This is a genomic window from Cellulosilyticum sp. ST5, assembly GCF_046529625.1.
In the GTDB taxonomy this organism is placed as follows: domain Bacteria; phylum Bacillota; class Clostridia; order Lachnospirales; family Cellulosilyticaceae; genus Cellulosilyticum; species Cellulosilyticum lentocellum.
On the sequence record NZ_CP132338.1, the window covers coordinates 412,140 to 436,160 of the forward strand.

Genomic DNA, 24,021 nt, shown 5'->3' on the forward strand with positions numbered 1-24,021 from the left:
AAATAAGATAAAAAGATAAAGAGGTGCACGAAATGAGTGAACAAAAAAAAGTTATTTTTAGTGGCATGCAGCCATCCGGTATCATTACGTTAGGAAATTACTTGGGTGCCCTTAAGAATTGGACGAATTTACAAGATGAATATAATTGCTTATATTGCATTGTAGATATGCATGCTATTACTGTAAGACAAGATCCAGCAGTACTTAGAAAAAATGCAAGAGAATTAATGATGCTTTATATAGCAGCAGGCCTTGATCCTGAGAAAAATATTATTTATATGCAATCTCACGTATCTGCCCATGCAGAGCTAGCTTGGATTTTGAATTGTTTTACTTATATGGGTGAATTAAGTCGTATGACACAGTTTAAAGATAAATCTCAAAAACATAGTGATAACATTAATGCAGGTTTATTTACGTACCCAGCACTTATGGCAGCAGATATTTTATTATATCAAGCTGATTTAGTACCTGTAGGAATTGACCAAAGACAGCATTTAGAGTTAACAAGAGATATTGCTATTCGTTTTAATAATCTATATGGTGATACCTTTAAAGTACCAGAGGCTTATATTCCAAAAGTAGGAGCTAAAATTATGAGTCTTCAAGACCCTACTAAGAAAATGTCAAAATCAGATACAGATGTCAATGCTTCTATTAGTATTATCGATGATACAGATACCATTATCCGTAAGTTTAAACGTGCTGTAACAGATTCAGAAACAGAAGTACGTTTTGATGAAGAAAACAAACCAGGGGTAAGTAACTTAATGACAATCTATGGGGCTATTACTGGTCAAACCATGGAGCAAGTAACAAATGAATTTGCAGGTAAAGGTTATGGTGATTTTAAAGTTAAAGTAGGAGAAGCCGTAGCAGAAGAATTAAAGCCACTACAAAATCGATTTAAAGAATTATCTAGCGATAAAGCGTATATTGATGGTGTGATTAAAAAGAATGCAGAAACAGCAAGTTATTTAGCTACTAAGACTTTGCGAAAAGTACAAAAGAAAGTAGGCTTTCCACCTATTATTAGATAAGAAGCAAATAGGAAAGTAAAATAAACATAAGGATGATATGAAAAGAAAAAGGCACTTATCTTTAAAGTAAAAACTAAAGATAAGTGCTTTTTAGTATGCAAAACTGGAAAAATCATTTATTGTGAGGTAAGAGGCAAAAAGCCCTTACCATTTCCTATTACTTGTGAGGTTTCTGTTACAGTCATAAAGGCTTTTGAATCTATACGCAGCACTAGTTGTTTGGCTTTAGCAACTTCACGTATACTAACAGTTGTAAATAGAATGTACTTAGACTCTGAAGTATAGGCACCGATAGCAGGAATCATTGTAACACCACGATGTAATTCCTTAAGCAAGCATTTTGAAAGTTCATCTGCGTGTTCACTTTCTGTAATAATGTATAAGGTACGTTTTCTGTTAATACCATCTACTACAAAGTTAGCCACTTGACTACTTAAAAACATAGTACTAATGGTTAATACTGCTATATCTAAGCCAAAGAAGTAAATAGATAAAACAACAATGAGAGCATTTAAATATAAGGTAACAGTTGCCATATTAATAGAAAAGTATTTATTGATAATTTTAGCAATAATATCTGTTCCACCAGTAGAGCCATCAGCTCTGAAAATAATACCTGTACCCAGACCGTGTAAAAAGCCAGCAACAACAAGTGTAGAAAGGGTATTTCCCTGAGTAATAATAAGAGGATGTGTAACCTCTAACCAAAAAGATAGCATAAGCATGCCAAATAAGCTGTAGGTTAAATAAGTTTTACGAAGGAAAATAAGACCAAGTATAAAAATAGGGATGTTAAGTAAGATAACAGTAATACTAACTCTTGCATTAAATAAAAAATAAAGAAGCATGGAAATACCATTGACGCCACCACTTAAAAGTTGATTAGGAATAAGAACACCATTAGTGGCGATTGCGAGAAGTAAGGTGCCAATCATAATGCTAAAAATACGGTTGTAATTAATAAAATTATTTTTCATGAAACTCTCCTGAAGCAGTTAATAATTAATCTCCTATTACTATAAAGCACAAGCAACTAATAAGCAATATGTCGAAATACAATTTTTATATGAGAAATTATGTTATAATAAAGTATACTTTAAACGAAGGGATATAAAAAATGAAAATTTTAGCTGATATTCATACGCATACTATAGCAAGCGGACATGCTTATAGTACGATTACAGAAAATATAAAAGCAGCAAGTGAAAAAGGGTTAAAGCTTATAGCCACTACAGATCATACTGAAGGTATGCCCGGTGGAGCGCATGCTTTTCACTTTGCTAACTTAAGAAGTTTACCAGATGAGATTGATGGTGTGAAAATTTTAAGAGGAGCAGAAGCTAATATCATAGATTATGAGGGACATTTAGATGTAGATGAGGAGCTCCTTGGTGAACTAGATATGGCTATTGCTAGCTTTCATCCACCATGCATTGATTTTGCAGATGTGGAGACTGTGACAAGAGGTCTTGAGAAAGTGATGCAAAATCCATATATTTCAATCATTGGACATCCAGGAGATAGTAGATATCCCCTAGATTTTGAACGTATTGTAAAAATGGCAAAAGCAACAGGAACACTTTTAGAGGTAAACAATGCTTCTTTAAAACCAACTAGCTTTAGACCTGGGGTAAGAGAAAGTTTAATAGAGTTACTTACCTACTGTAAAGCCTATGAAATGCCTGTTGTTTTAGGTTCGGATGCACATCATATGAGTGTGGTAGGTGGGTTTGAAGAATCTATTATGCTACTTGAAGAACTAGACTTTCCAGAGACGTTAGTATTAAATACAAATCCAGAAGCACTTGTAGACTTTATTTCCCAAAAGAGATTGAAATAATCAATTTATTACTGTACAATGATAAAGTAAACAATATGGCGAAAGGGCGATTAGTAGGAAATGAATTCAAAAATCAAAGATGATGTAACAGATAAACTATTTGAAGCCATTTTGACACTGGAAAATGTGGAGGAATGCTATGCTTTTTTCGAGGATATATGTACAGTAAATGAGATTAAATCTCTCGCACAGCGCCTAGAAGTGGCTAAAATGCTACAACAAAAGAAGACTTATCAAGATATACAGCAAATTACTCATGCTTCAACAGCTACTATTAGTAGAGTAAATAGATGTTTAAGCTATGGTTCAGATGGCTATAAATTAATATTAGATAGAGTAGGCAAAAAGTAATTGAAAGCCTCATCATAAAACAAATAAGACAGCTTAAAAGGCTGTTTTATTTTTCCCTGAGTTCAAACTTAAAGGAGAAAAGAAAGATGGATTTTACAAAAGGACTTAATGAAAGACAAAAAGAAGCCGTATTGCATACAGAAGGTCCTCTTCTGATTTTGGCAGGAGCGGGATCAGGAAAAACAAGAGTGCTAACACACCGTATTGCTCATTTAGTAGAAAATAAAGGGGTAAAGCCTTGGTCTATTTTAGCTATTACCTTTACCAATAAAGCTGCAAAGGAAATGAAAGAAAGAATAGGAAACTTAGTGGCTGAAGATGCTGTTAATGAAATGTGGGTAAGTACCTTCCACTCTATGTGTGTACGTATTTTAAGACGGTATGGAGAACGTTTAGGTTATTCACGTTTCTTTACTATTTATGATACAAGCGATCAGAAGACGCTTATTAAAGATACTCTAAAGGCTCTTGATATAAGTGAGAAAAACTTCCCTGTAGGAACTGTTATGGGGGCTATTAGTAGTAAAAAAAATAAACTAGAAACCCCTAAATTAGCAATAATGAATGCTGGGGATGATTATAGAGAAAAAATGCTTGCTAAGATTTATGAGAAGTATCAAGGTAAATTAAAAGAGAATAACGCGATGGATTTCGATGATTTACTTGTTAATACTTATTTACTCTTTAAAGAGTGTCCAGATGTATTAGATTATTATCAAAGTAAGTTCCGTTATATTTTAGTAGATGAGTATCAGGATACTAATGGTGCTCAGTACAAGCTTGTAGAAATGCTAGCACAGGGGTATCAGAATTTATGTGTAGTAGGTGATGATGACCAGTCTATTTATGGCTGGCGTGGTGCAGATATTACTAATATTTTAGGTTTTGAAAAAGACTTTGCTGATGCAACGGTTATTAAGCTTGAACAAAATTACCGTTCGACTAAAAACATACTGGATGCAGCTAATAGTGTGGTTGCTCATAATAAAGGTAGAAAAGCAAAAGCACTTTGGACAGAAAGTGAAGAAGGCGAAAATATCTCTATTATTCCAACAAATAACGAATATCAAGAAGCAGAGACTATTGCTAATACTATCATTCATGCTATAGAAAATGGGGAACGTGAGTATAAAGACTTTGCTATTTTATATCGTACTAATGCACAATCACGTGTACTGGAAGAAAAACTCATTACAGGAGCTATTCCTTACCGTTTATTAGGTGGTACACGTTTCTATGAACGTAAAGAAATTAAAGACTTAGTTAGCTACTTAAAGGTTGTATGTAATAGTAAAGATGATATTGCTATTAAGCGTATTATTAATGTACCTAAAAGAGGAATTGGGGCTGCTAGTGTTAATAACATTGAGGAGTATGCTGAGCGAAATCAAATGGACTTTTTAGAAGCAGCTAGACTCTGCAAAGAAATGGGTATTTTAGGAGCAGGTCCAAGTCAAAAGGTACTTGGTTTTACTGGTTTAATAGATGAATTACAAGAACTAGCTGAAGAAAATGATATTAAGCTTTTACTTGAAACAATTATAGAAAAAACAGAGTTTAGAAATCACATTCGTATGACAGAAGGTGATACAGCAGAAGACCGTTTAAGTAATATTGATGAACTTGTTTCTAAAACGATTCACTATATGGAAACAGCGGAAGATCCAAGCCTTGGAGAATTCTTAGAAGAAGTAGCTCTAGTAGCAGATATTGATAATTATGATGAAGATAGTAACTCAGTAGTCCTTATGACACTTCATAGTGCTAAGGGACTAGAATTCCCAGTTGTATTCATGCCAGGGGTGGAAGAAGGCTTATTCCCAAGTTACATGAGTTTAACAGAAGGTGATGATAAGCTAGAAGAAGAAAGACGTCTTTGCTATGTGGGAATCACAAGAGCTAGAGAAAAATTATTTATGCTTTATGCAGACCAAAGAACAATGTTTGGACGTACTCAATATAGTGCGCCATCACGTTTCATTAAAGAGCTTCCCAAAGAAGTAACAAATTTAGCACAGTTAGATAAGGAAAATAATAGCAGAGGCAATAGACAGGCGTTTACAAGCTCTCATTTTGAAGAAAAGAAAAACTTCACAGGTGGTTTTGAAGGTGGAGTAGAGAAAAGAAGCTTTACTGCCACTACTGCAACGGCATCAGAAAAACGTAGTTTTGCCACAAGGGTACCAGAAAAGCCTGGCTTACCAAGTTTTAAAAAGGTTGGTATGCTAGGAAATATAGGTAAAAAACTGGATAATATACCAGAGCCAGTAGCAGACTTTGTAGCAGGAGATACAATAAGCCATATGAAATTTGGAAAGGGAACTATTCAATCTGTTGACAAGGTGAATAATGATATTTTTGTAACCATTGCTTTTGAAAATGGTGATATTAAGCAGTTAAGCACACGTTTTGCTAAATTAAAGAAACTGTAAAGTAAGCCATTAAAGTAAATAGCAAATTGATACAAATCAAGAGAATAAGAAGTAATAAAGAAAATAGAGTTAGATAATAAATAAAAAATCAAAAGAGAACTAGAACAAAGCTAATAACAAAGCATTGAAGGAGAAGGTATGGTAGAAGGAAATACCAAAAAATTATTAAGAAGTATCATGGCAAAAGCAGCATCTTATGTGGAAATCTTGATTAGTGCCTTACTTCTTATAGGGATTTTAATAGGTGCCATTAATTTAGGAACAGAGTTGATTGCTATGGGGAAAGTAGCATTAATAGCACCAGATATTACAATGCCTGTGGAAGAGTATTTAGCGACTGGATTGCAACTGATTATCGGTGTTGAATTTATTAAGATGATTTCCAAGCATACAGTAGGGAGTACGATTGATGTATTACTCTTCGCTATTGCTAGAAAATTAGTGGTTAGTCATGGTGGTGCAATAGATTTATTATTAGGCATTATTGCCATAGCTATTTTATTTATTATTAAAAGGTACTTTGGTAATAAATGTGAAAGGTGTCCTATTGATCCTGCTAAGGCTAAGCTTAAGGAAAGTTAAGGGAGACTTGGCTCCAAAAGGTAACTTTACTTTTTGGAGCTATTATATTTTGGGGAGTTTTCTATTATAATAGAAGTGAAACTAATAAAAACGAAATATAACACATATCTTAACTATAAAAGTATAAAAGGTTTAAAAGAAGAGGTGAAACAATGAAGGCTGTTGAGCGCATGAAAGAATTAGTCGACGTGCTAGGAAAAGCAGCATATGCTTATGAACAAGAAGATAGAGAAGTCATGAGTAACTATGAATATGATAAGCTCTATGATGAACTAAAAAGGTTAGAAGAAGAAACGGGTATCATATTAGCAGGCAGTGTAACACAAAAAGTAGGTTATGAAATAGCTAGCAGTTTACCTAAAATCACACATCCTAAACGGATGCTTTCTTTAGATAAAACAAAAGAAGTAAGTAAATTAAAAGCTTTTTTAGGAAATCAAGAAGGTTTACTTTCATGGAAACTTGATGATAAGTATACTTTTATAAATATAATTAGTTTATAAGAATATATAAGAAATAATCTAGGAATAACAATATATAAGAAATATGTTTATACTATAAAAAAACAAACTAAATTAAATAAATAGACGATATTATAAGTAGACAAAAATAGTGATTTCGTTTGTTTTCTTTAAGAAAGGCATAGGCAGATAGATGGAAAAAATGAGAAATAGAATAAAAGAATTAGTAAATAAATTGAATGAAGCATCAGAAGCTTATTATAATGATAAAGATGAAATAATGAGTAATTATGAATGGGATAGATTATATGATGAACTTGTAGAGTTAGAAAAGAACGCAAATTATGTATTACCAGAAAGTCCAACTCAAAAAACGGGTACAGTAGAGAATATTACAAATGGTCGCAGAGAACAACATGAATTTCCAGCACTATCTCTTGCTAAGACCAAGCAAATAGAAGAACTCCAAAAATGGGCTGAAGATAAAGAAGTTTGGGTAACAGGAAAGTATGATGGTGCTACATTAGTATTATCATATACTGATGGCATATTGGAGTCTATTTTAACACGTGGAAATGGATATGAAGGGACAAATATAACTTTTATGGCTGAGGGAATTAAAGGCATTCCTAGAAAGATTAAAGAAAAAGGACATATGGTTATTCGTGGAGAGGCTACAATATCATATTCTGATTTTGAAGAAATAAATAATACTATTGATGATGATGATAAGTATGCTAATCCACGAAACTTAGTGGCAGGTTCTCTAGGATTAGATGCAACTCGAATAGATCTTCTAAAGGAAAGAAAGATAACATTTAATGCATTTACCTTAGTTTATACAGTAAAAGATATAAAATCATGGGGTAAAAGAATGGACTTTCTTGATGAACTAGGATTTATTACAGTAGATAGAGAATTGACTAATGCTAATAAATTACCAGGAGTTATTGAAAAATGGACTGCCAACGTCGAAGCTGGGAAAATAGATATACCACTAGATGGACTTGTAATTACTTATGAAGATACAGAGTATGCATCAACAGGTTCAGTAACTGGACATCACGCAACAAGGGCAGGATTAGCTTATAAATGGGAAGATGAAGTGGCAGAGACAATACTAGACCATATAGAATGGTCTTGTGCTGTGAGTACAATTTCACCTGTAGCGGTATTTGATGAAGTACAATTAGAAGGAACGAAAGTTACAAGAGCATCTCTATGTAATATATCTGAACTAAAAAGATTAGGTATAGGGGCAGACAGAAAAACCAAGTTAAAGATAATAAAAGCAAATAAGATTATTCCTAAATGCATAGAGGCAGATAGTAATGGCACTATGTTTACTATACCAGTTCAATGTCCTGTATGTGGTGCTGACACGAAGATTCATATTAGTACAACGAGTCAAACAGAAACATTACATTGTGTTAACCCAAGTTGTACAGCAAAACATATAAAGAAATTTGAAAGGTTTGTGAGTAAGTCAGGAATGGACATAGATGGATTATCTAGGGAAACTATAGTGAAGTTTATTAACAAAGGATTTATTCATGACTTCTCAGATATTTTTCATTTGTATAAGTTTAAAAATGAAATTGTTCGTTTGGACGGATTTGGGGAAAAATCATATAATAATTTGATTAATGCTATTGAAAAAGCAAGAAATACTACTTTATCTAGATTTATTACTTCATTGGGTATTCCAATGATAGGTGTAGATGCAGCAAAGAAAATTTTTGCAACAATGGGAATAGATGAATTCGTTGAAAGACTAGAAATGGAGAAAAGTTTTGAAGATATAGATGGAATAGGTTATGAAAAATCAAAATCAATTCTTAATTGGTATCAGAATGAAAAAAATAGAGATGTTTTAGAAAAACTGCTACAAGAGATATCTATAGAAAAGATTCAACCATTATTAAGCAAAGATGGAGCTCTCAATAATATAGTTTTTGTTATTACAGGTGATGTGCATCACTTTAAGAACCGAGAAGAATTTAAGGAATATGTGGAATCACATGGAGGAAAAGTAACAGGTAGTGTTTCAGGCAAAACAAATTATTTAGTAAATAATGATGTTTCTTCAACTTCAGGTAAAAATAAGAAAGCTAAAGAATTAAATATACCAATAATTAGTGAAGATGAATTTATGAGATTATTTGTGAACTAAAAAGTAAACTTAAAGATATAGAATAGAAAGATAGTCCCTTCAAAATTGAAGGGGCTATCTTTGATATAATACTTAATGCTTTTAGACTTATAACTCAATTATTTGACTACTATGTATCAATCTAGCTTCTTCTTATTATTAGTTTGTTATTTCTATATTACACTCTTAGCCTGCTTACATATATTAAGGATTATGTATCCATTGAAGCAATGCGGTGCGCCATATCTTCGTCGTTGTCTTTATATCTTTGATAAAACTTATTTGGGATAGTATAGCAGGATTTACGATGTGCATAAATTTTACTCTGAATTTCCTGTAAATTCTCAATCTCTTTTATGTCAGGAGATTTAACTAGATTGTCGATTTCTTCTAAATTTTTAATATCTTTATTAAGTTGCTTAATTGTTTCTAATAACCATCGAAGCATTGGAAGAATAAATGCAAATCTTGAAAGCAAGATTGCTACAGATTCGTTCTTAATCATGCCTATTCCAAAGATACCTATTCCAAAAATTCCTATAACAATTAAACTCGTTAACCTGAAGCGTTTTCTCAGACTAACATCCCAATAAAAATTTTCTTTTTGGCAAATCAAAATTCCTTTTGTTAGATCAACAGTCCCTGCGGCTGGTGGGTACCAACCTAAGAGTTTCTCTTTCTCTTTTGGATTATTGAGTAGTAATTTGGATTTTTCAGATACTATACATGTAATATTGTTATGTTTACCAAATAATTTGCTATCCCATGGCATTTGATAAACATAGACATCAAAATGTTGTTGAATTTCGGCAGCATTGCTCTTTTTTTCTGATATACTTGAGCTGATAAAAAAACTAATAAGCATACTCATTATAGATAATGCATAAGATACTACATTAATGTTTTCAGTGTTTTCAATTAAATCTTGTAGTATTGCCAAAGATATAGGAAAAATTACTGAAAATAGTATAACTACTAAATCTAACTTTTTTGCTTCATTGTATAGTTGCTTCTGCGCAGCTAGATAATATATACATTTATCTTCATTTTGTCTATCGCATATTGTATTTCCCATACTTCCTCCTTAATATTTAATTACCAGTGTACCCAGGAAATGAACTGCCAAGTACCTCACTCCATTTACCTATTGCTTCCTTCTGCTTTTTATCATTTTCATAGTTCCATGCTTCGCATGCCTTGTTATAAGCATTATACAAGGCATTACTGATTTTAAGTCTATCCGCTGTATTGAAGTTATTTAAATTTCCTTGTAGACCCTTCGGATCCTTCACATCATTTTTAATTGCATTAGATAGCGCAGATAATAGATTCATGAACTCCAAATCAATCCACCAATTTTTTTTAGTCTCTTTTTCCTCATATATATTTAGAATCATGCATTCTAATAGATAAGAGCCTATTGTCAAGGTCACTTTTCTTTTATTCCAATATTTCATCAATCGAATGAGTTCTAAAATTTTTCCATTGTGCTTTTGATTTACGGTTGTTGTTCTCTCGTTATCAATCCGAGGATCTGTTTTTTTCCAGTTTCCACTACCATCTGGAATTAGGTAGAAATCATGTTTTGTATAAAAGCAAGGAATAATATCAAAGTTCCATGTATAAGAGTTCATTTTCAATGTGGCAGCTTCTTGATTTTTATGCATTTCAGCTTTGCTATAATCATTCAACTCAGATAGCTTTGATATTACACGATTAATGACTTTAGTAGAATTTATGTTATTAGTACCTTCTGTAAGCATCGCATTTGCTTTATCGCTATCATTTCCAGTTATATAAATACATTCTGTTGATTCAATATAGGTTCGAGTTGCTTCAGCAGATAAACATAACATCAAATCTATATCATCTAATTCACGGATTTTAGTTCTTCTAGCAAATGAACCAAATTTTAAATTTCTTTCTTGATAAATAGCAAAAAAATCGTCATCTCCGCTAAAACCATTTATATTATCTATAAGGTTATCCCTACTTGTCCTAGCTTTATTAGTACTATCTGGAATAAGATTAACTACATCTTTCATAAATTCTGAAAAGGCCTCATTTACTGTTATCGCCATATAATATTACTCCTCCTTGTTTAAATTAGTACCTGTTATTAAAATTACTAACTTAAGTATACTTTTAGTTTGTGAAATAATCTATATTTATTGGAAATATAAAAACTAATAGTCGTTTTTACTCTTTGTTTATTAAATTTATCTTATGAATAATTTAAGAATATATGGCTTAATATAACATATTTATATTCATAAGGTTCAACAGACTTCCTTAGTTTATAGTATAAATCCCATAATGTAGATTCTATTGATTTGCCATCATCTATCCTCCTTTGTGCTACTTATGTGTGAAATAAAATCTGAGCTAATTAGATTATTTTCAAGATATTGAACACATAATATATATATTTTATCATAGAATGTAATGTTTCTAAATATTTAGTATAAAATAAAAAATTCAATATAGATAAATAGCTATTTATAGGAATAATTATTCATGGGTATATATTGAAACGAATGGCTTAAACCAATTATGATTATGTTAAATCCTATTAATTGCTAGTTATATAGACTAGGTGTGAGGATTATATTAGGAATAGAGCATTAATCCCCAATTTTCATGTATTTAATTCTATGCCTTTAAATGCTATAATTAATATTTAAATTTTTTTTTAGGAGGCTTTAATTTTGCACCAAAAATTATCTCACTTATCGACACAAGAAATTCAAACACTCATGCAGCGCTATTATGCAATGAATTCTGGAGAAACGGCCAAGGTACTTATTGAGGAGTACGGTATTGATACTGCCCCATCAAATCTTATAAGACTATTTCCTAATATCTGCTGCGAAGAAAAGTGTGAATATTGTGGTGTGCCTTTAGAAATCAAGCCTATTGCTAAGTCTAACTTGAGAAGTCACATCTTTGATGAACCTAAAGCATGTCCAAACTGTAAGCATACACTTTCGTCAAAAGTATGCTATTGTGAGAATTGTGTTGAAAAGCGTAAAAGAGACCATATAGAAAAAGAAGGAATTGCTCGTAATCAAATAAGAGGTGTGTATGGTAACCCTTGTCCTTCTGTTAAATATGAGGAATTAAACTTTCTTCAAAAAGTATTCTTGGGGACACTCCTTAGAGGCTATTTGTCTGAGGATTTAATGACGATTGAAGGTATGGATCCTGATAAACTTACACCTGATGGCAGACAATCCAAAAGTTTATTGAAGCATCTTTATGAGGCTAATATCATTACTGTGAGTCCAGAATCACCTGTTTCTGCTTTTATAGAAGAAGATTTTCCGCATACTTATTATATATGGAGAGTAAAATACAACCTTAATATTGAAATTGTTGGAGATAAAAAGGAATATATACAATCTATTCTTTATCCTACAGCACTTTCAGAGGCGGATAAACATCTTGCATATGGCTTATGGGTTAAAATAGCTGTTGAGGAGTGCCTAAGTTATCTTAGGTATCAATTAGAACGTGTGAATTTTGATTTTGTACTCGGTGATAGAACATATATCATTTTTGAAGAGCTACTACAGCACTTCTCCACTGCTCAAATTTATTCGCTTATTTGGAAAAAAGTTTGTGAAGCAACAAGAGCTTATCAAAGTAATGAAATGTCAAAAGAGGATGCAATGCAGCGAGTTGTAAATGGGTGTCTTAGATATGGAGAGTCTGCTATTTCTAAAGGTTGGGAACTTCCATATTATAATAGACCTAAAACGGTACCTCAAACACTTATAAGTGAATACTTTTTCAATCAACTGCTAAAAATTCAGGAACTGGGGTTTGAAATGACGCCTACACCACTTTAAAAAGATACTTTTTTGTATAGATTTAAACGAGTAGAATAATAAGTATTTCTTTCTAAATGAAAACGTTTAAACAGAAATAGATAAGGAGACTGTTAAACGACTAAATTAATTAGTCTATTTAACAGTCTCTTTGCTTTAATAGGACAAAAGATACCAATAGTTTGGTGATACTTGGGATTTCTAGTTACAGGATTAAAGATAAATAAGAAAAATAACAGATATTAATTCAATCAAATACATGATAAAATAAAAAATATTCAGAACTTAAGTTTGCTAAGAATGATAAATTTAATTATAGGATGATGAATTATGAAAAAAATATATTTTGCACCCTATCAATATACATTAGTTGATGAAATGGGAGAAATACATAAATCCCTATTAATAGCAATGTATATAAATAATATGATAGTGCGAATAACAGACTATTCTCGATATGTTTCTAAAAGAAAAGGCTCTAAGTACTTATATGCTACTGATAATGATGGCATACGTAGGGTGTGTAATTTCCTTAACTTTGTATTAACTGAAAATAGAAGAGTATTTAAGGTGACTTGTATTGCGAACATACCATTTATTGCAGCTGAAATGTATATAAATAACTTTTCTAAGACTAAGAGAAATGGAAGATATCCGAGTAAACAATCTGTAGTTAAAGAAAGAGATGCAGTGTCTCATTTTATGTATAACCTAGGAAAACAAAGATATGATAGGGAAGAACACTATTATGTAAAACCTCTTCTTATTAAAGGTGGAGATAAAGAATTAATAATAAAGGGGAAGACAAATATTCAATGGGAATATGAAATTGAGGCAAAGTATTTATCCAATGATAATAGATATAATTTAATTCGAGATATTCCTCAAAAGGCTATTCCGCTTATATTAAAAACTATAAAGAGAGAAGCACCGGACCTATATTTGGCAGTTCTTTTGCAGTTAACAGCAGGTCTAAGGGCTGGTGAAGTGGTAAATATACGTAGACCAGATAGCAAATATCCAGGAGGAATAAAGTTTCGAACAGTAAATGGCGAATTTCAAAATTTTGAAGTAGATTTAACTAAAAATTATTTATTGCGTTCGGATGGCAATGAAGTAGGATATATTAAAGTAAAAAGAATGCAATCTGTGTATCCTATTTTTTTAAAAGAAATCCAACGAGCTTATGAGGAACACTTAGAGATTATTAATAGTATAGAGCTTGAGGAAGATAAGCCATTATTTGTTACAGTATATACAAATAAAAAAATAGGAAAGAGAATTGGCTTAACTAAGAAGGCCTATTGCAAAAGAATAAAACAGGTTATGAAAAAATATGTAGTTCCAGAACTGTTGAAATCAAAGGAATCAGAGCTTATAACATATGGCCTTTTGGTAAATGAAAATAGTTGGGGAGTACATGCATTTCGACATTGGTTTACGGTGCAGCTTGTGCTAAATGATGAAGATATTAATAGTATTGCTAGTTGGAGGGGAGATCGTTCATTGCAAAGTTCTTTTACTTACTTACAAAATAAAGGTGAGATTATGAAAAAGTATAGGAAGGCTAATGAAAACGTCGCGCAATGGACTATTAGCCAAATATTAGGAGAGGATTTTTATGAAAGTTTTAAAGAAACAAGATGAAATAGTAACGTTAAAAGAAGTTGCAAAATGTTTGGATGAACCTCTATGGAAAATGAATATTATTGTACGTGATAACTTAATAAAGACATATGGTATAGAAAGAGATATAGGAATTGATATAAAACTATTTGAAGAATGGAAAGCTGATTGGAATAGTTATATTCCTTTTTATAAATTATTAGATGAATTAATTATAAGGTATAATTCTTTAGTGACTAGAAGATTATTTGATAAATTACGAGTATATACGTTAGGGTATAAATGTTTTGGCGCAAGATACTCCACTATTTTATATTACAAATCATTTGATGAGTTTGCTTTATATATAAAAAAAGAGGATAAAGAAATAATCAGTGAAGAATTAAAAGATTTTATTAGTATTTATAATCGGACTTATGAAGAAAAATTGAGTTTTTTACTCAATAAAAAAGAGTTTACTTCTCTTCCACTGACTAGAAAATACATTGATAATTACTATAAATATCTAAGAAAAGGCTATGATAACTCATATTTAGAAGCGGTTAACTATATTCGCTTAAATATTAATAAAGAATTAATAGATATGAATGAAGAAGAAATAAGTGATTTTGTTAATAATGCCTCTAGGAATATCACCAAAACGGCGCTTACAACGCTTGTGGATTTATTACAATCTCTGAGAAAAGAGAAAGAATGTAAATTTAAACAATTAAACCTAAAGGTAGACAAAACTATTGTAGCTAAAAAGAAAGATGTTTCGGCATATGATGTGGAAACTTATTTATCTATTGCATATATGTGTTTTAATTCAGGTTTTATACAAGAACAACAAATGGTTGCGAAAGCCGTAGAAAGTGCAAAATTAGCAAGGGTTTGGTTATATCATGCAATGAATTTAGTATGTGATTGGAGAAAAAGTGATATTGAAAATACACTTCCCAGAATATCCTTGCCCTATGAAACCAATGAAATGAGAGAATTGATACTTATAGAAAAAATAAGTGTAGAAACGTATAAGCTAATAGCTGAAGAGGTAGAAATGCGAATAAACTATTTAGCAACTAAGCCACAAAAGATTCGTAAGTTTTCAAGAACAAGTCCCTTGCGAATACACATAGCAGAATCTTATATTGAGATAATAGGAATGCTATTTGCTATTTGTGAAATTCATTGTAGAACAAGTAAAATACTCATAAAAAAGGAGCATTTATGCCAAAGTAAGTCGTTCAGCAGGGAAGATGCAGTTAAACTTTTTGGAGAAGATTATAAAAGAGTATTTAAGGGGAGGATAATGTCTAATCTACGTATAAATAAGCAGCATATGAGTTTGATAAGTGAAGAAGGTAATAAACTTGGTACGGATGGATATTTAATTGCAGCGTATGCAAGAAGCCATACTGGAGGAATTAATACTATACCAGAAGTGACTGCTAGGTATGTTACTGCAAGAATGGATGGATATACTGTAAATGACATAACACGTATATTGTTTGAGCGTGGAGTATGTAGTTTCGTACCGTACTTATTTGCGGAAGCTGTGAAGGGAACTATATTTACAGAAAAATGTGAAGAAGAAAAAACAAAAGTTATGAATGCTTTATCAGTATCCCCTATGGAGATAGAAAAGGTTATTGAAACTGATGAAAGGCTAGAAGGAATTGTAAAGGGAAAGGTGCACAATATCCTTGAGGCTGTGACTGATGGAACTATAGCAGAAGTTATTTTAGAAGCATTAAAAAGTATAGCTAATGGGGAATCATCTGGAAAAAATACAGGTATTTATTGTTTAAAAAAGGCATGCAAGAAAGGGTGCACAGAAGAAAATAGAGAAATTTGTATAGGTTGTGGATATGAAATATATACAAAGGCTTTTATATTTGAGCTTATTAATGAATTAAAAAGGCAAGAACGTTATTATAGCACAGCAAAAAGTAAAGCTGAAAAATATAAACGTAAATGTATTTTAGAAAAAAGATTATATCCCGCTGTATATGAAGTAATGTCTGTAATGAAAAATATTTACCATTGCAATATTGAAGAATTTAAAACAATGTTATTAGAGGGAGAATAAATGGCAATTCTGGCAAATATAAGCACAACAAAACATATCAAACAACACCTTATAATTAATGAAATAAGTGAGAAGGAACAACAAATAGCAAGAAATAATTTTAGGGTTTTTAAAGAGAATAAGGTTATTCTATCCAATTTTAGTGATTCTGTATGGACTATTACTGATCAAACTAATACAGTTAGATTAGATTTTAGATGTGATGAAGTTTTGATAAAAAAATCATTGAAAAAGACGAGTGTTACGGAGTATATAGATTATTTAAAGTATTATATGTTGTTGTTGTTTGGAAAGAATAGTATTTTGTTGCTTCGTAGAACAGTAAAAAACATAATTATTGCAATAGAAGCCACAGAATGCTTTACAAATAAACCAAATGATGATGGTGTTTTATGGAAATATGGAGTTAGTGAGTTTATAGATTTAGCACCAGAGGCTACTCTTGTGGTAGAAGAAATTATGGAAGAAAGACAATATGACATTATACACAAGAGAGAAATTGCAGAGTTTCAGAGTTATTTTTTATTAAATGATATTTTAGAAGATTATTGGCAAAAAGCTAATGAAATGGAGAAAGACCTCTTCTACCCTATCTTACTGTGGTGGAAGATAAGTATGATTATTCCAGTACGTCCAACAGAATTCACCATAATTCCAAAAGATTGCATAAGAATAGAAAAGGAACATTATTTCTTGAAGATACGTCGAACTCATTTAAAGGGAACTAGAGGAACGCATATACGATATAATATAGAGAATGATTACACTATTTATGAATATGAAGTATCTAAGGAAATAGCGGAACTTGTAGTGGAATATAGGGAGAGAACAAAAAAATATAAAGAAGCAGAAATAGACAGTCTCTTTTCAGATGATATGTGTAAAAAGGTTTTAAGAACCGTGTTTAATCAGTCCAGTATAAAAAAAGAATATCCACATTTGAGACTTTCAAGATTTTATTTGATACTAGAATATTTTTACACATTTATTGTTCAGGACTTGTACGGATATAGAATCATAATGAAGGAAGAGTTACAAGAAGTAGATGAAATGGGGGAACAAAGATATCTTGAAGAAGACGAAATTATTCGTGTTACGTTAGGTGATTCTAGGCATATCTCGTTGCAAAATATGCTTCTAAATGGTTGCACAATTCTTATGGCAAAAGAAATTACTAAACATGATACTATTGATATGATATTTCACTACTCGAATAATATGAAAAACTTAGTGAAATGTAGGGCATACAATTTGTATCGCTTACAAACCAACAAGGTGGATACTATAAATTTAGATAGAGGCAGTGTTCTAAAAAAATGGTTGCCTGATAATACATTAGAAAGTATGGAGGTTGATAATGGAAAATGCTTTTCGCCTTCTTTTGTTAATGAGAATAATCCTATAGATTGTTATAAGGTGGCAGGTGATTGCCAATTGTGTAAATGGTTTAAAGGTGATTTGAGTAGTGAAAATAAGATATTAGAAAAACAAGAAAAAAAGCTTGAAGAAAAAATAGCACGTCTAAATATGTGGGTATCATCTTTGGCCAAAAGAAAGAATGAAGAAGAAATACAAATATTAGCAACTCAAATGGTAAGCGAAGTGAAAAATTTAGAAAATATGTATGTTAAAAAATTTCAAAGAGAGAACAAATAGATGAATAATGTAGGAAGGCCTAAGAAATATACTACCCAAGAATTAAAAGATATTATTGATAATTATGTAGCGAACACTAAGGGACTATATAAGATCAATGCAACAAAAGTTGCAAATTATGGTGTTGAGGTATTGGGATTTAAAGATTTAAAATACTATATTTTTAATAGAAATATGGAAGTAAAGCAATATATAAAGAATATGAATCAACTAACACAGGGAGAACATGAAATTTCACTAGGGGATACAGTATTTAATTCTTTAGATATACAAGCTTATTGTAAATTATCTTCTAGTGACCTTACTATTGCATTAAAGAATTTGAACCAATATATCTATAATGTTATTAATAGTAATACAAAAATACTAAATGAAAACAAAAGGCTTAAAGAAGAAATCTTAAATTACTCGTTAAAACAACTAAGTGATCAAAAGAATCGTTCAGAAAAAGAAATCTTATTAGCTAGTGAAAAAGAGTCTCTGAAAAGAGATATTGAAATAATAAAAAATGATTTAGGAAAGATAAAAAGTGAGAAGAAAAAATTAGAGACTGCTATTGAAATTTTATGGGAACAAGAAGCTACTAATATACTAAAAAGGTTAGGGCTTTTAACTTTAGAAAATGATAGGGAAATAGAGAGTAAACTAATAGTTGATAGCGTAAAGGAAGATATATCGAAAATAGAAAAAAGCTTAGAAGATATGATGCTCTACCAAGAGGAGGATACAATAATTACATTTGATTTTAAAAATAAAATAAGAGATTTGTAGGAGGAGAAATGGAAAATGATAAATTAGTCTTACAAACTTCTATTACAAGGGTGAAACCATATTTATTAAAACAGTGGGATTATGAAAGAAATGAAAGAATAGGATTTGATCCTAAAGTTATAAATGTAAAAAGTTTGAAGGCGGTATATTGGATATGTCCAATATGTGGTATGTCTTATCGCCATAAAGTGAAAGGTAAGCATAGAGATACAGATTGTGATAAATGTAGAGATCAACACATTAAGTCGCAAAGCATTTCTACAACACACGCCGAGATAATGGAATACTGGGATATTGAGAAAAATAGTAAACTTGGACTTGATCCTACTGTATTAAAGGCAAACAGTAGTTTTAAGGCATACTGGAAGTGTGAAAAAGGTCATGAAAGTTATTTGTGCAGAATTAATAAAAAAATTTTAAGAAATACCAGATGTCCAAAGTGCAGATCAGATTATATAAAAGACATAGATTATTTAAGAAAGGAATTTGACTATGAAAAAAATAATATATTAATTGACTACATAACAACTGGAAATGATGTTCCTGTTTGGTGGATATGTGAAAAGAACCATAGCTATAAAGCGCAGCCATATAGTCGAGTAAAGGAAAAAACAGGATGTCCATATTGTTCAAATAAAAAAGTACTAAAAGGATATAATTCATTATTTGATACTAATCCAGAGTTAGAAGTATATTGGGCAAAGAAAGAAAATAAAGAAATAGGATTAGATCCTTTTAAAGTTGGTAAGGCTAGTAAGAAAATAGCATATTGGGTGTGTGGAAATAAACATTTAACCCGAAGGTCTGTGCTTAATATGGTGGAACATCCCTTTTGTGAAGTGTGCAAATTAGAATCTCAGAAAATAAAAATAGTTACTTTATGTAAAATAAAAAATGACCAACATTTATTAGGACAATTTTCTGATGTATATAAGGCGGAGTATTTTAAAGCAATAAAGGAATATGATCTGATTTTTGAAAAGTACTGGGACTTTGATAAAAATGAAGACAACCCATACATATGGAGATTAAATGGAAGTAAAGCTTATTATTGGCGATGCAATCAAGGTCACTCATGGACTGAAAAAGTAGATGTATTAAAAACTAGACAAATTAAGTGTAGACAATGTGATGAAGAAATAAAGGGTAAAATTAGTAACAAAAAAATAGAAAGTAAAGTTAAAGAAAAAAAGAATATTAAGTATAGTGATATGATAGAAATGTTTTGGGATCATGAAAGAAATGGAGATGTCAATTCCTATGAAGTTTTAATGGCAACTGGTCCCTATTATTTTAAATGTGATAAGAATGAGTCACACAAGTGGGAAAAAGACTTCCTAGGAATGTGTAATTACAAGAAGTGCCCTTTTTGTGAAGGAATAGAATTTAGTAAGGAAAATTCTATTGCAAAAAAACATCCCCATGTAGTAAAATATTGGAACACCGAAAAGAATCAGGGAAAGGAACCTTCAGAAGTATTAGCAAGCAATATGAGAAATTTTTGGTGGACTTGTGAATATGGACATGAATTTATTCGTACATTAGGAAAGATGGTTATCTCATTAGAGAGTGAATTGATAGGCTGTCCTTACTGTAAAAAGATATTATCTAAGTATTCGTTAACTATATAAGATAAAGACAAACGAAATTAATAAAAGTAAAAGTATACTTATAAGATGGGCTTACCATTGTTTGCATTTATGAAGAAGGACAGCTTGTAAGTGCTGTAACAAGAGGAAATGGCTCAGTAGGAGAGGAAATTACTAATAATGCAAAAACTTTTAAGGAATTACCTCTTGCTATTGATTACAAAGAACGTGTTGTATTAAGAGGAGAAGCTATTATTACTTATAGCGACTTTGAACGTATTAATGAGGAACTAGGAGAAAAAGAAGAAAAGTATAAAAATCCAAGAAACTTATGTAGTGGAAGTGTGAGGCAGCTTAATCCACAAATTACAGCTGGTAGAAATGTAAGGTTATATGCCTTTACTTTAGTAGAGGGTGGACCGGATGTAGCAACAAAAGCAGAGCAATTAGAATGGCTTAAAGCGAGAGGATTTAAAGTAGTAGAGTATAAGCATGTGACAGCTAATAATATAGAAGAAACAGTAGCTTACTTTGCGGAAGCGATTAAGTCTCAACCCTTTGCTTCAGATGGGTTAGTACTTACTTATAATGATCGTGAGTACTCAGCATCATTAGGAGAAACCGCTAAATTCCCAAAAGATGCAATTGCTTTCAAATGGCAAGATGAGATTGTAGAAACGAAGTTATTAGAAATGGAATGGAACACTTCAAGAACAGGTCTTATTAATCCAGTAGCTATTTTTGAACCTGTTGAGATTGAAGGAACTACCGTAGAAAGAGCTAGTGTACACAATCTGAGTATCTTAGAAGAATTAAAGTTAGGTATTGGGGATACCATAAAAGTTTATAAGGCCAATATGATCATTCCTCAAATTGCAGAAAATCTTACTCAAAGTGCTAATGTAGAAATACCAGAAGTTTGCCCTGTTTGTGGTGCTCATACCATGATTATGAAAGAAAAAGAGGCTAAAACACTTATTTGTCCTAATAGTAACTGTAAAGCGCAACGTTTAAGAGCACTTGCTCATTTTACAACAAGAGATGCTATGAACATTGAAGGTTTATCAGAAGCCACTATTGAGAAGTTACTAGAAAAAGGCTATTTAAAGGATTTCACTTCATTATATCATCTAGATCGATATGAAGCAGAAGTCATTGAAATGGAAGGATTGGGAAAGAAATCCTTTGATAAGCTTATTAAATCTATTAATAAATCAAGAGATGTAGCGTTAGCTAACTTTGTATATGCCTTAGGTATAGCACAAGTAGGATTAGGAACTGCTAAGCTTATTTGCAAGCATTTTAATAACGAGTTAGACGAGATGATGAAAGCACGCTATGAGCAGCTTATCACAATAGATGGTGTAGGGCCAGTTATTGCTAAGGAATTTGAGGAGTACTTCAATTTAGAAGAAAACAAAGCAATGTTAGAAACCCTAGTAAAAGAAATACATTTTAAACTAGAAAATGTTACGATATCTCAAGAATCACCTATTTTAAATAAAACTTTTGTTATTACAGGTGATGTGAATTACTTTAAAAATAGAAAAGAACTTCAAGCTAAAATAGAAACATTAGGTGGCAAGGTAACGGGATCTGTTAGTAAAAATACAGATTATCTGATTAATAATGATAGTGAGTCAAATTCTAGTAAGAATAAGAAGGCAAAGGAGCTAGGTATTCCTATTTTAACAGAAGCACAATTTCTCGAAATAATAGAGTGATAATGAAAATATGTTAATTAATAATAAGAAGTTGAAAATTATTAGAAAATATCAAAATATCTTTATAAATAGATGTTAAATTAAATTGACATCTATTTATAAACCATATAATATAAGTGTTAAATTGTAGTAATGTTGTCATTCAACATCTATCCTGTCATATAAACTAATGTATTTTGAAATAGATAGGATGCAAAGAGTTATTAGAATTGAGTGCTTTTATTCCTATATGATAAAAGCATTCAATTATTTATAGTAGGATGTTTAAAGTCGAAGGAGGGAACATGATGGATATTATTCAAGCAGCTAAACAGGCTAGGGCAGCAGCTATTCAGTTAGCAGCCATAGATGGAGCTACAAAAAACCAGGCATTACAAGCTATTAGTGAAGCTCTCTTAGAAAATGTAGAGCGTATTAAAGCTGCAAATGCGATTGACTTAAAAAATAGTGAAGAGCAAGGTTTAGAGGCTCCTCTTATGAAAAGATTAAAGTTTGCAGAAGAAAAATTACAAGATGTGGTAGATGGTATTAAAAGTCTTATTGGACTTGAGGAGCCAGTAGGCAAGGTACAAATGCAAACAGAGCTAGATGAAGGACTAATACTAACAAGAATAGCATGCCCAATAGGGGTTATTGGTGTTATATTTGAATCACGCCCAGATGCATTAGTACAAATTTCAACATTAGGACTAAAAAGTGGCAATGCTGTTTTGTTAAAAGGTGGATCAGAAGCAAAAGAAACAAATCGTATTCTTTTTGAAATTATAAGAGAAGCCTCCGTTAAGGCAGGTATACCTGAGGGCTGGATTGTACTTTTAGAAAGTAGAGAGGATGTTAATCAAATCTTGGGAATGGATCAATACATAGATTTACTCATTCCAAGAGGGTCTAATGCTTTTGTAAGTTACATTATGAAGAATACTAATATTCCTGTAATGGGACACGCTGATGGGATTTGCCATGTGTATGTAGATAAAACAGCAGATATTGAGTTAGCAGTAGAGGTAGTAACTGACTCAAAAACACAATCTGTGGCTGTATGTAATGCGTTAGAAACACTATTAGTACACAAAGATATTGCAAGTGCATTCTTGCCTAAATTGAAGAAAAGCTTAGAAGCTAAAGGTGTAGCTATTAGAGGCTGTGAACGTACCCAAAAATTAATAGAAGTACAGGCTGCAACAGAAGAAGATTGGAAAACAGAGTATTTAGATTATATTCTTTCTATTAAAATAGTAGATGATTTAGAAGAAGCTATTAACCACATTAATACCTATGGTTCAGGTCATACAGATTGTATTGTGACTGATAACCAAGAATCAGCAGAAAAATTTATGATGCTAGTAGATTCTGGTAATGTATTCCATAATGTATCTACACGCTTTAGTGACGGATTCAGATACGGATTTGGTGCTGAAGTAGGAATTAGTACTTCTAAACTCCATGCTAGGGGGCCTGTAGGTTTAGAGGGACTTCTAATCTATAAATATAGATTATGTGGTCATGGACAGGTAGTAAATGATTATGCAACTAGAAAGAAAAGTTTTACCCATAAACGTTTAATATAAACAGAGTACTGAGTAAGGGAAAATAACCGAATAGCGAGTTAAGGGGGATGAGCTGTGGAGAATAAGGGACAAGGCCATGATTCCGTTCAAAAAGATAAAATCATCATGGTCAAAAGAATCCTTTTAATGGCAGCAGGGTTACTAATCATTTGCAGTATACTTACTCAAGTATTGTTTCTTTATTTGCAATATAAGTCACATGATACACAGGTGATTGTTTACGAATTAGAACAAGAAGAGAAGTAAACTGCTTAGCTATCAAGCAAAAAGACCATTGTACTCCAATGGTCTTTTTATTTTCTAATAAAACAAAGATTATATAATTTTA

General features: G+C 31.5%; 18 protein-coding genes and 1 pseudogene. 16 read left to right on the plus strand and 3 right to left on the minus strand.

The genetic code is table 11. From position 1 onward, the window contains the following. Nucleotides 1-32 precede the first annotated feature (32 nt). Nucleotides 33-1,040 carry a tryptophan--tRNA ligase gene (gene trpS, locus QTL86_RS01945; RefSeq protein ID WP_013657968.1) on the plus strand — a complete coding sequence of 336 codons (1,008 nt, stop codon included), beginning with the start codon at nucleotides 33-35 and terminating at the stop codon, nucleotides 1,038-1,040. 116 nt (nucleotides 1,041-1,156) lie between these two features. On the opposite strand, the gene QTL86_RS01950 is transcribed toward trpS, so the two are convergent. Continuing rightward, complete coding sequence (locus QTL86_RS01950) at nucleotides 1,157-2,017, minus strand: YitT family protein (RefSeq protein WP_013657967.1); 861 nt, start codon at nucleotides 2,015-2,017, stop codon at nucleotides 1,157-1,159. A 140-nt stretch (nucleotides 2,018-2,157) separates the two neighbouring features. Between QTL86_RS01950 and QTL86_RS01955 the strand changes: the two genes are divergently transcribed. The 6 genes and pseudogenes from QTL86_RS01955 (at nucleotide 2,158) to ligA (QTL86_RS01980) (ending at nucleotide 8,879) form a co-directional block, all read left to right on the plus strand. After that, nucleotides 2,158-2,880 (plus strand): phosphatase, encoded by a 723-nt coding sequence (locus QTL86_RS01955; RefSeq protein WP_013657966.1) that lies wholly within the window; start codon nucleotides 2,158-2,160, stop codon nucleotides 2,878-2,880. A 60-nt stretch (nucleotides 2,881-2,940) separates the two neighbouring features. Further along, nucleotides 2,941-3,231, plus strand: coding sequence for a YerC/YecD family TrpR-related protein (locus tag QTL86_RS01960; RefSeq protein ID WP_013657965.1), 291 nt, complete (start codon nucleotides 2,941-2,943; stop codon nucleotides 3,229-3,231). An 86-nt stretch (nucleotides 3,232-3,317) separates the two neighbouring features. Further along, nucleotides 3,318-5,663 (plus strand): DNA helicase PcrA, encoded by a 2,346-nt coding sequence (gene pcrA, locus QTL86_RS01965; protein WP_410496322.1) that lies wholly within the window; start codon nucleotides 3,318-3,320, stop codon nucleotides 5,661-5,663. Between the two features lie 138 nt (nucleotides 5,664-5,801). Next, complete coding sequence (locus tag QTL86_RS01970) at nucleotides 5,802-6,245, plus strand: hypothetical protein (protein ID WP_013657963.1); 444 nt, start codon at nucleotides 5,802-5,804, stop codon at nucleotides 6,243-6,245. A 152-nt stretch (nucleotides 6,246-6,397) separates the two neighbouring features. Continuing rightward, a pseudogene (locus QTL86_RS01975) lies at nucleotides 6,398-6,712 on the plus strand (NAD-dependent DNA ligase LigA); the annotation flags it as partial. Between the two features lie 187 nt (nucleotides 6,713-6,899). Further along, on the plus strand, nucleotides 6,900-8,879 hold the full coding sequence (gene ligA, locus QTL86_RS01980) for an NAD-dependent DNA ligase LigA (protein ID WP_410496323.1): 1,980 nt from the start codon (nucleotides 6,900-6,902) through the stop codon (nucleotides 8,877-8,879). A gap of 190 nt (nucleotides 8,880-9,069) precedes the next feature. Here ligA (QTL86_RS01980) and QTL86_RS01985 read toward each other — a convergent pair whose 3' ends face one another. Together QTL86_RS01985 and QTL86_RS01990 are read right to left on the minus strand one after the other, a co-directional pair. Then, entirely contained in the window at nucleotides 9,070-9,933 is an 864-nt protein-coding gene (locus QTL86_RS01985; protein WP_410496324.1) for an S-4TM family putative pore-forming effector, read from the minus strand. Between the two features lie 16 nt (nucleotides 9,934-9,949). Further along, nucleotides 9,950-10,939 carry an SMODS domain-containing nucleotidyltransferase gene (locus QTL86_RS01990; RefSeq protein ID WP_410496325.1) on the minus strand — a complete coding sequence of 330 codons (990 nt, stop codon included), beginning with the start codon at nucleotides 10,937-10,939 and terminating at the stop codon, nucleotides 9,950-9,952. A gap of 627 nt (nucleotides 10,940-11,566) precedes the next feature. Between QTL86_RS01990 and QTL86_RS01995 the strand changes: the two genes are divergently transcribed. From QTL86_RS01995 to QTL86_RS02035, 9 genes are all read left to right on the plus strand, one after another. After that, the gene (locus QTL86_RS01995; protein WP_410496326.1) at nucleotides 11,567-12,709 is read left to right on the plus strand and encodes a hypothetical protein; all 1,143 of its coding nucleotides are present in this window, start codon (nucleotides 11,567-11,569) and stop codon (nucleotides 12,707-12,709) included. A 309-nt stretch (nucleotides 12,710-13,018) separates the two neighbouring features. Beyond that, nucleotides 13,019-14,335, plus strand: a complete 1,317-nt coding sequence (locus QTL86_RS02000) for a hypothetical protein (RefSeq protein ID WP_410496328.1) — start codon at nucleotides 13,019-13,021, stop codon at nucleotides 14,333-14,335. Next, on the plus strand, nucleotides 14,310-16,385 hold the full coding sequence (locus tag QTL86_RS02005) for a hypothetical protein (RefSeq protein WP_410496330.1): 2,076 nt from the start codon (nucleotides 14,310-14,312) through the stop codon (nucleotides 16,383-16,385). The genes QTL86_RS02000 and QTL86_RS02005 overlap by 26 nt, the downstream gene beginning before the upstream one ends. Then, a complete protein-coding gene (locus tag QTL86_RS02010; RefSeq protein WP_410496331.1) occupies nucleotides 16,386-18,041 on the plus strand; it encodes a hypothetical protein in 1,656 nt (551 codons plus the stop codon). Next, complete coding sequence (locus QTL86_RS02015; RefSeq protein ID WP_410496332.1) at nucleotides 18,042-18,812, plus strand: hypothetical protein; 771 nt, start codon at nucleotides 18,042-18,044, stop codon at nucleotides 18,810-18,812. It begins immediately after the preceding gene. Nucleotides 18,813-18,820: 8 nt separating this feature from the next. Next, nucleotides 18,821-20,443 (plus strand): zinc-ribbon domain-containing protein, encoded by a 1,623-nt coding sequence (locus tag QTL86_RS02020; protein ID WP_410496333.1) that lies wholly within the window; start codon nucleotides 18,821-18,823, stop codon nucleotides 20,441-20,443. A 56-nt stretch (nucleotides 20,444-20,499) separates the two neighbouring features. Further along, on the plus strand, nucleotides 20,500-22,125 hold the full coding sequence (ligA, locus tag QTL86_RS02025) for an NAD-dependent DNA ligase LigA (protein WP_410497283.1): 1,626 nt from the start codon (nucleotides 20,500-20,502) through the stop codon (nucleotides 22,123-22,125). Nucleotides 22,126-22,385: 260 nt separating this feature from the next. Beyond that, the gene (locus tag QTL86_RS02030; protein ID WP_083801294.1) at nucleotides 22,386-23,693 is read left to right on the plus strand and encodes a glutamate-5-semialdehyde dehydrogenase; all 1,308 of its coding nucleotides are present in this window, start codon (nucleotides 22,386-22,388) and stop codon (nucleotides 23,691-23,693) included. Between the two features lie 54 nt (nucleotides 23,694-23,747). After that, nucleotides 23,748-23,939: a hypothetical protein gene (locus tag QTL86_RS02035; protein ID WP_013657960.1), complete on the plus strand. Its 192-nt coding sequence runs from the start codon at nucleotides 23,748-23,750 to the stop codon at nucleotides 23,937-23,939. Nucleotides 23,940-24,021: the final 82 nt, after the last annotated feature.

What these genes read in the sequence shown, in the direction of transcription:
- trpS (WP_013657968.1), top strand. Translation starts at nt 33, where the DNA reads ATGAGTGAACAAAAAAAAGTTATTTTTAGTGGCATGCAGCCATCCGGT.
- QTL86_RS01960 (WP_013657965.1), top strand. Translation starts at nt 2,941, where the DNA reads ATGAATTCAAAAATCAAAGATGATGTAACAGATAAACTATTTGAAGCC.
- QTL86_RS01990 (WP_410496325.1), bottom strand. Translation starts at nt 10,939, where the DNA reads ATGGCGATAACAGTAAATGAGGCCTTTTCAGAATTTATGAAAGATGTA.
- ligA (WP_410496323.1), top strand. Translation starts at nt 6,900, where the DNA reads ATGGAAAAAATGAGAAATAGAATAAAAGAATTAGTAAATAAATTGAAT.
- QTL86_RS02010 (WP_410496331.1), top strand. Translation starts at nt 16,386, where the DNA reads ATGGCAATTCTGGCAAATATAAGCACAACAAAACATATCAAACAACAC.
- QTL86_RS02005 (WP_410496330.1), top strand. Translation starts at nt 14,310, where the DNA reads ATGAAAGTTTTAAAGAAACAAGATGAAATAGTAACGTTAAAAGAAGTT.
- QTL86_RS01950 (WP_013657967.1), bottom strand. Translation starts at nt 2,017, where the DNA reads ATGAAAAATAATTTTATTAATTACAACCGTATTTTTAGCATTATGATT.
- QTL86_RS02020 (WP_410496333.1), top strand. Translation starts at nt 18,821, where the DNA reads ATGGAAAATGATAAATTAGTCTTACAAACTTCTATTACAAGGGTGAAA.
- QTL86_RS01985 (WP_410496324.1), bottom strand. Translation starts at nt 9,933, where the DNA reads ATGGGAAATACAATATGCGATAGACAAAATGAAGATAAATGTATATAT.
- QTL86_RS01955 (WP_013657966.1), top strand. Translation starts at nt 2,158, where the DNA reads ATGAAAATTTTAGCTGATATTCATACGCATACTATAGCAAGCGGACAT.
- QTL86_RS02000 (WP_410496328.1), top strand. Translation starts at nt 13,019, where the DNA reads ATGAAAAAAATATATTTTGCACCCTATCAATATACATTAGTTGATGAA.
- pcrA (WP_410496322.1), top strand. Translation starts at nt 3,318, where the DNA reads ATGGATTTTACAAAAGGACTTAATGAAAGACAAAAAGAAGCCGTATTG.
- QTL86_RS02015 (WP_410496332.1), top strand. Translation starts at nt 18,042, where the DNA reads ATGAATAATGTAGGAAGGCCTAAGAAATATACTACCCAAGAATTAAAA.
- QTL86_RS01970 (WP_013657963.1), top strand. Translation starts at nt 5,802, where the DNA reads ATGGTAGAAGGAAATACCAAAAAATTATTAAGAAGTATCATGGCAAAA.
- QTL86_RS02030 (WP_083801294.1), top strand. Translation starts at nt 22,386, where the DNA reads ATGTTTAAAGTCGAAGGAGGGAACATGATGGATATTATTCAAGCAGCT.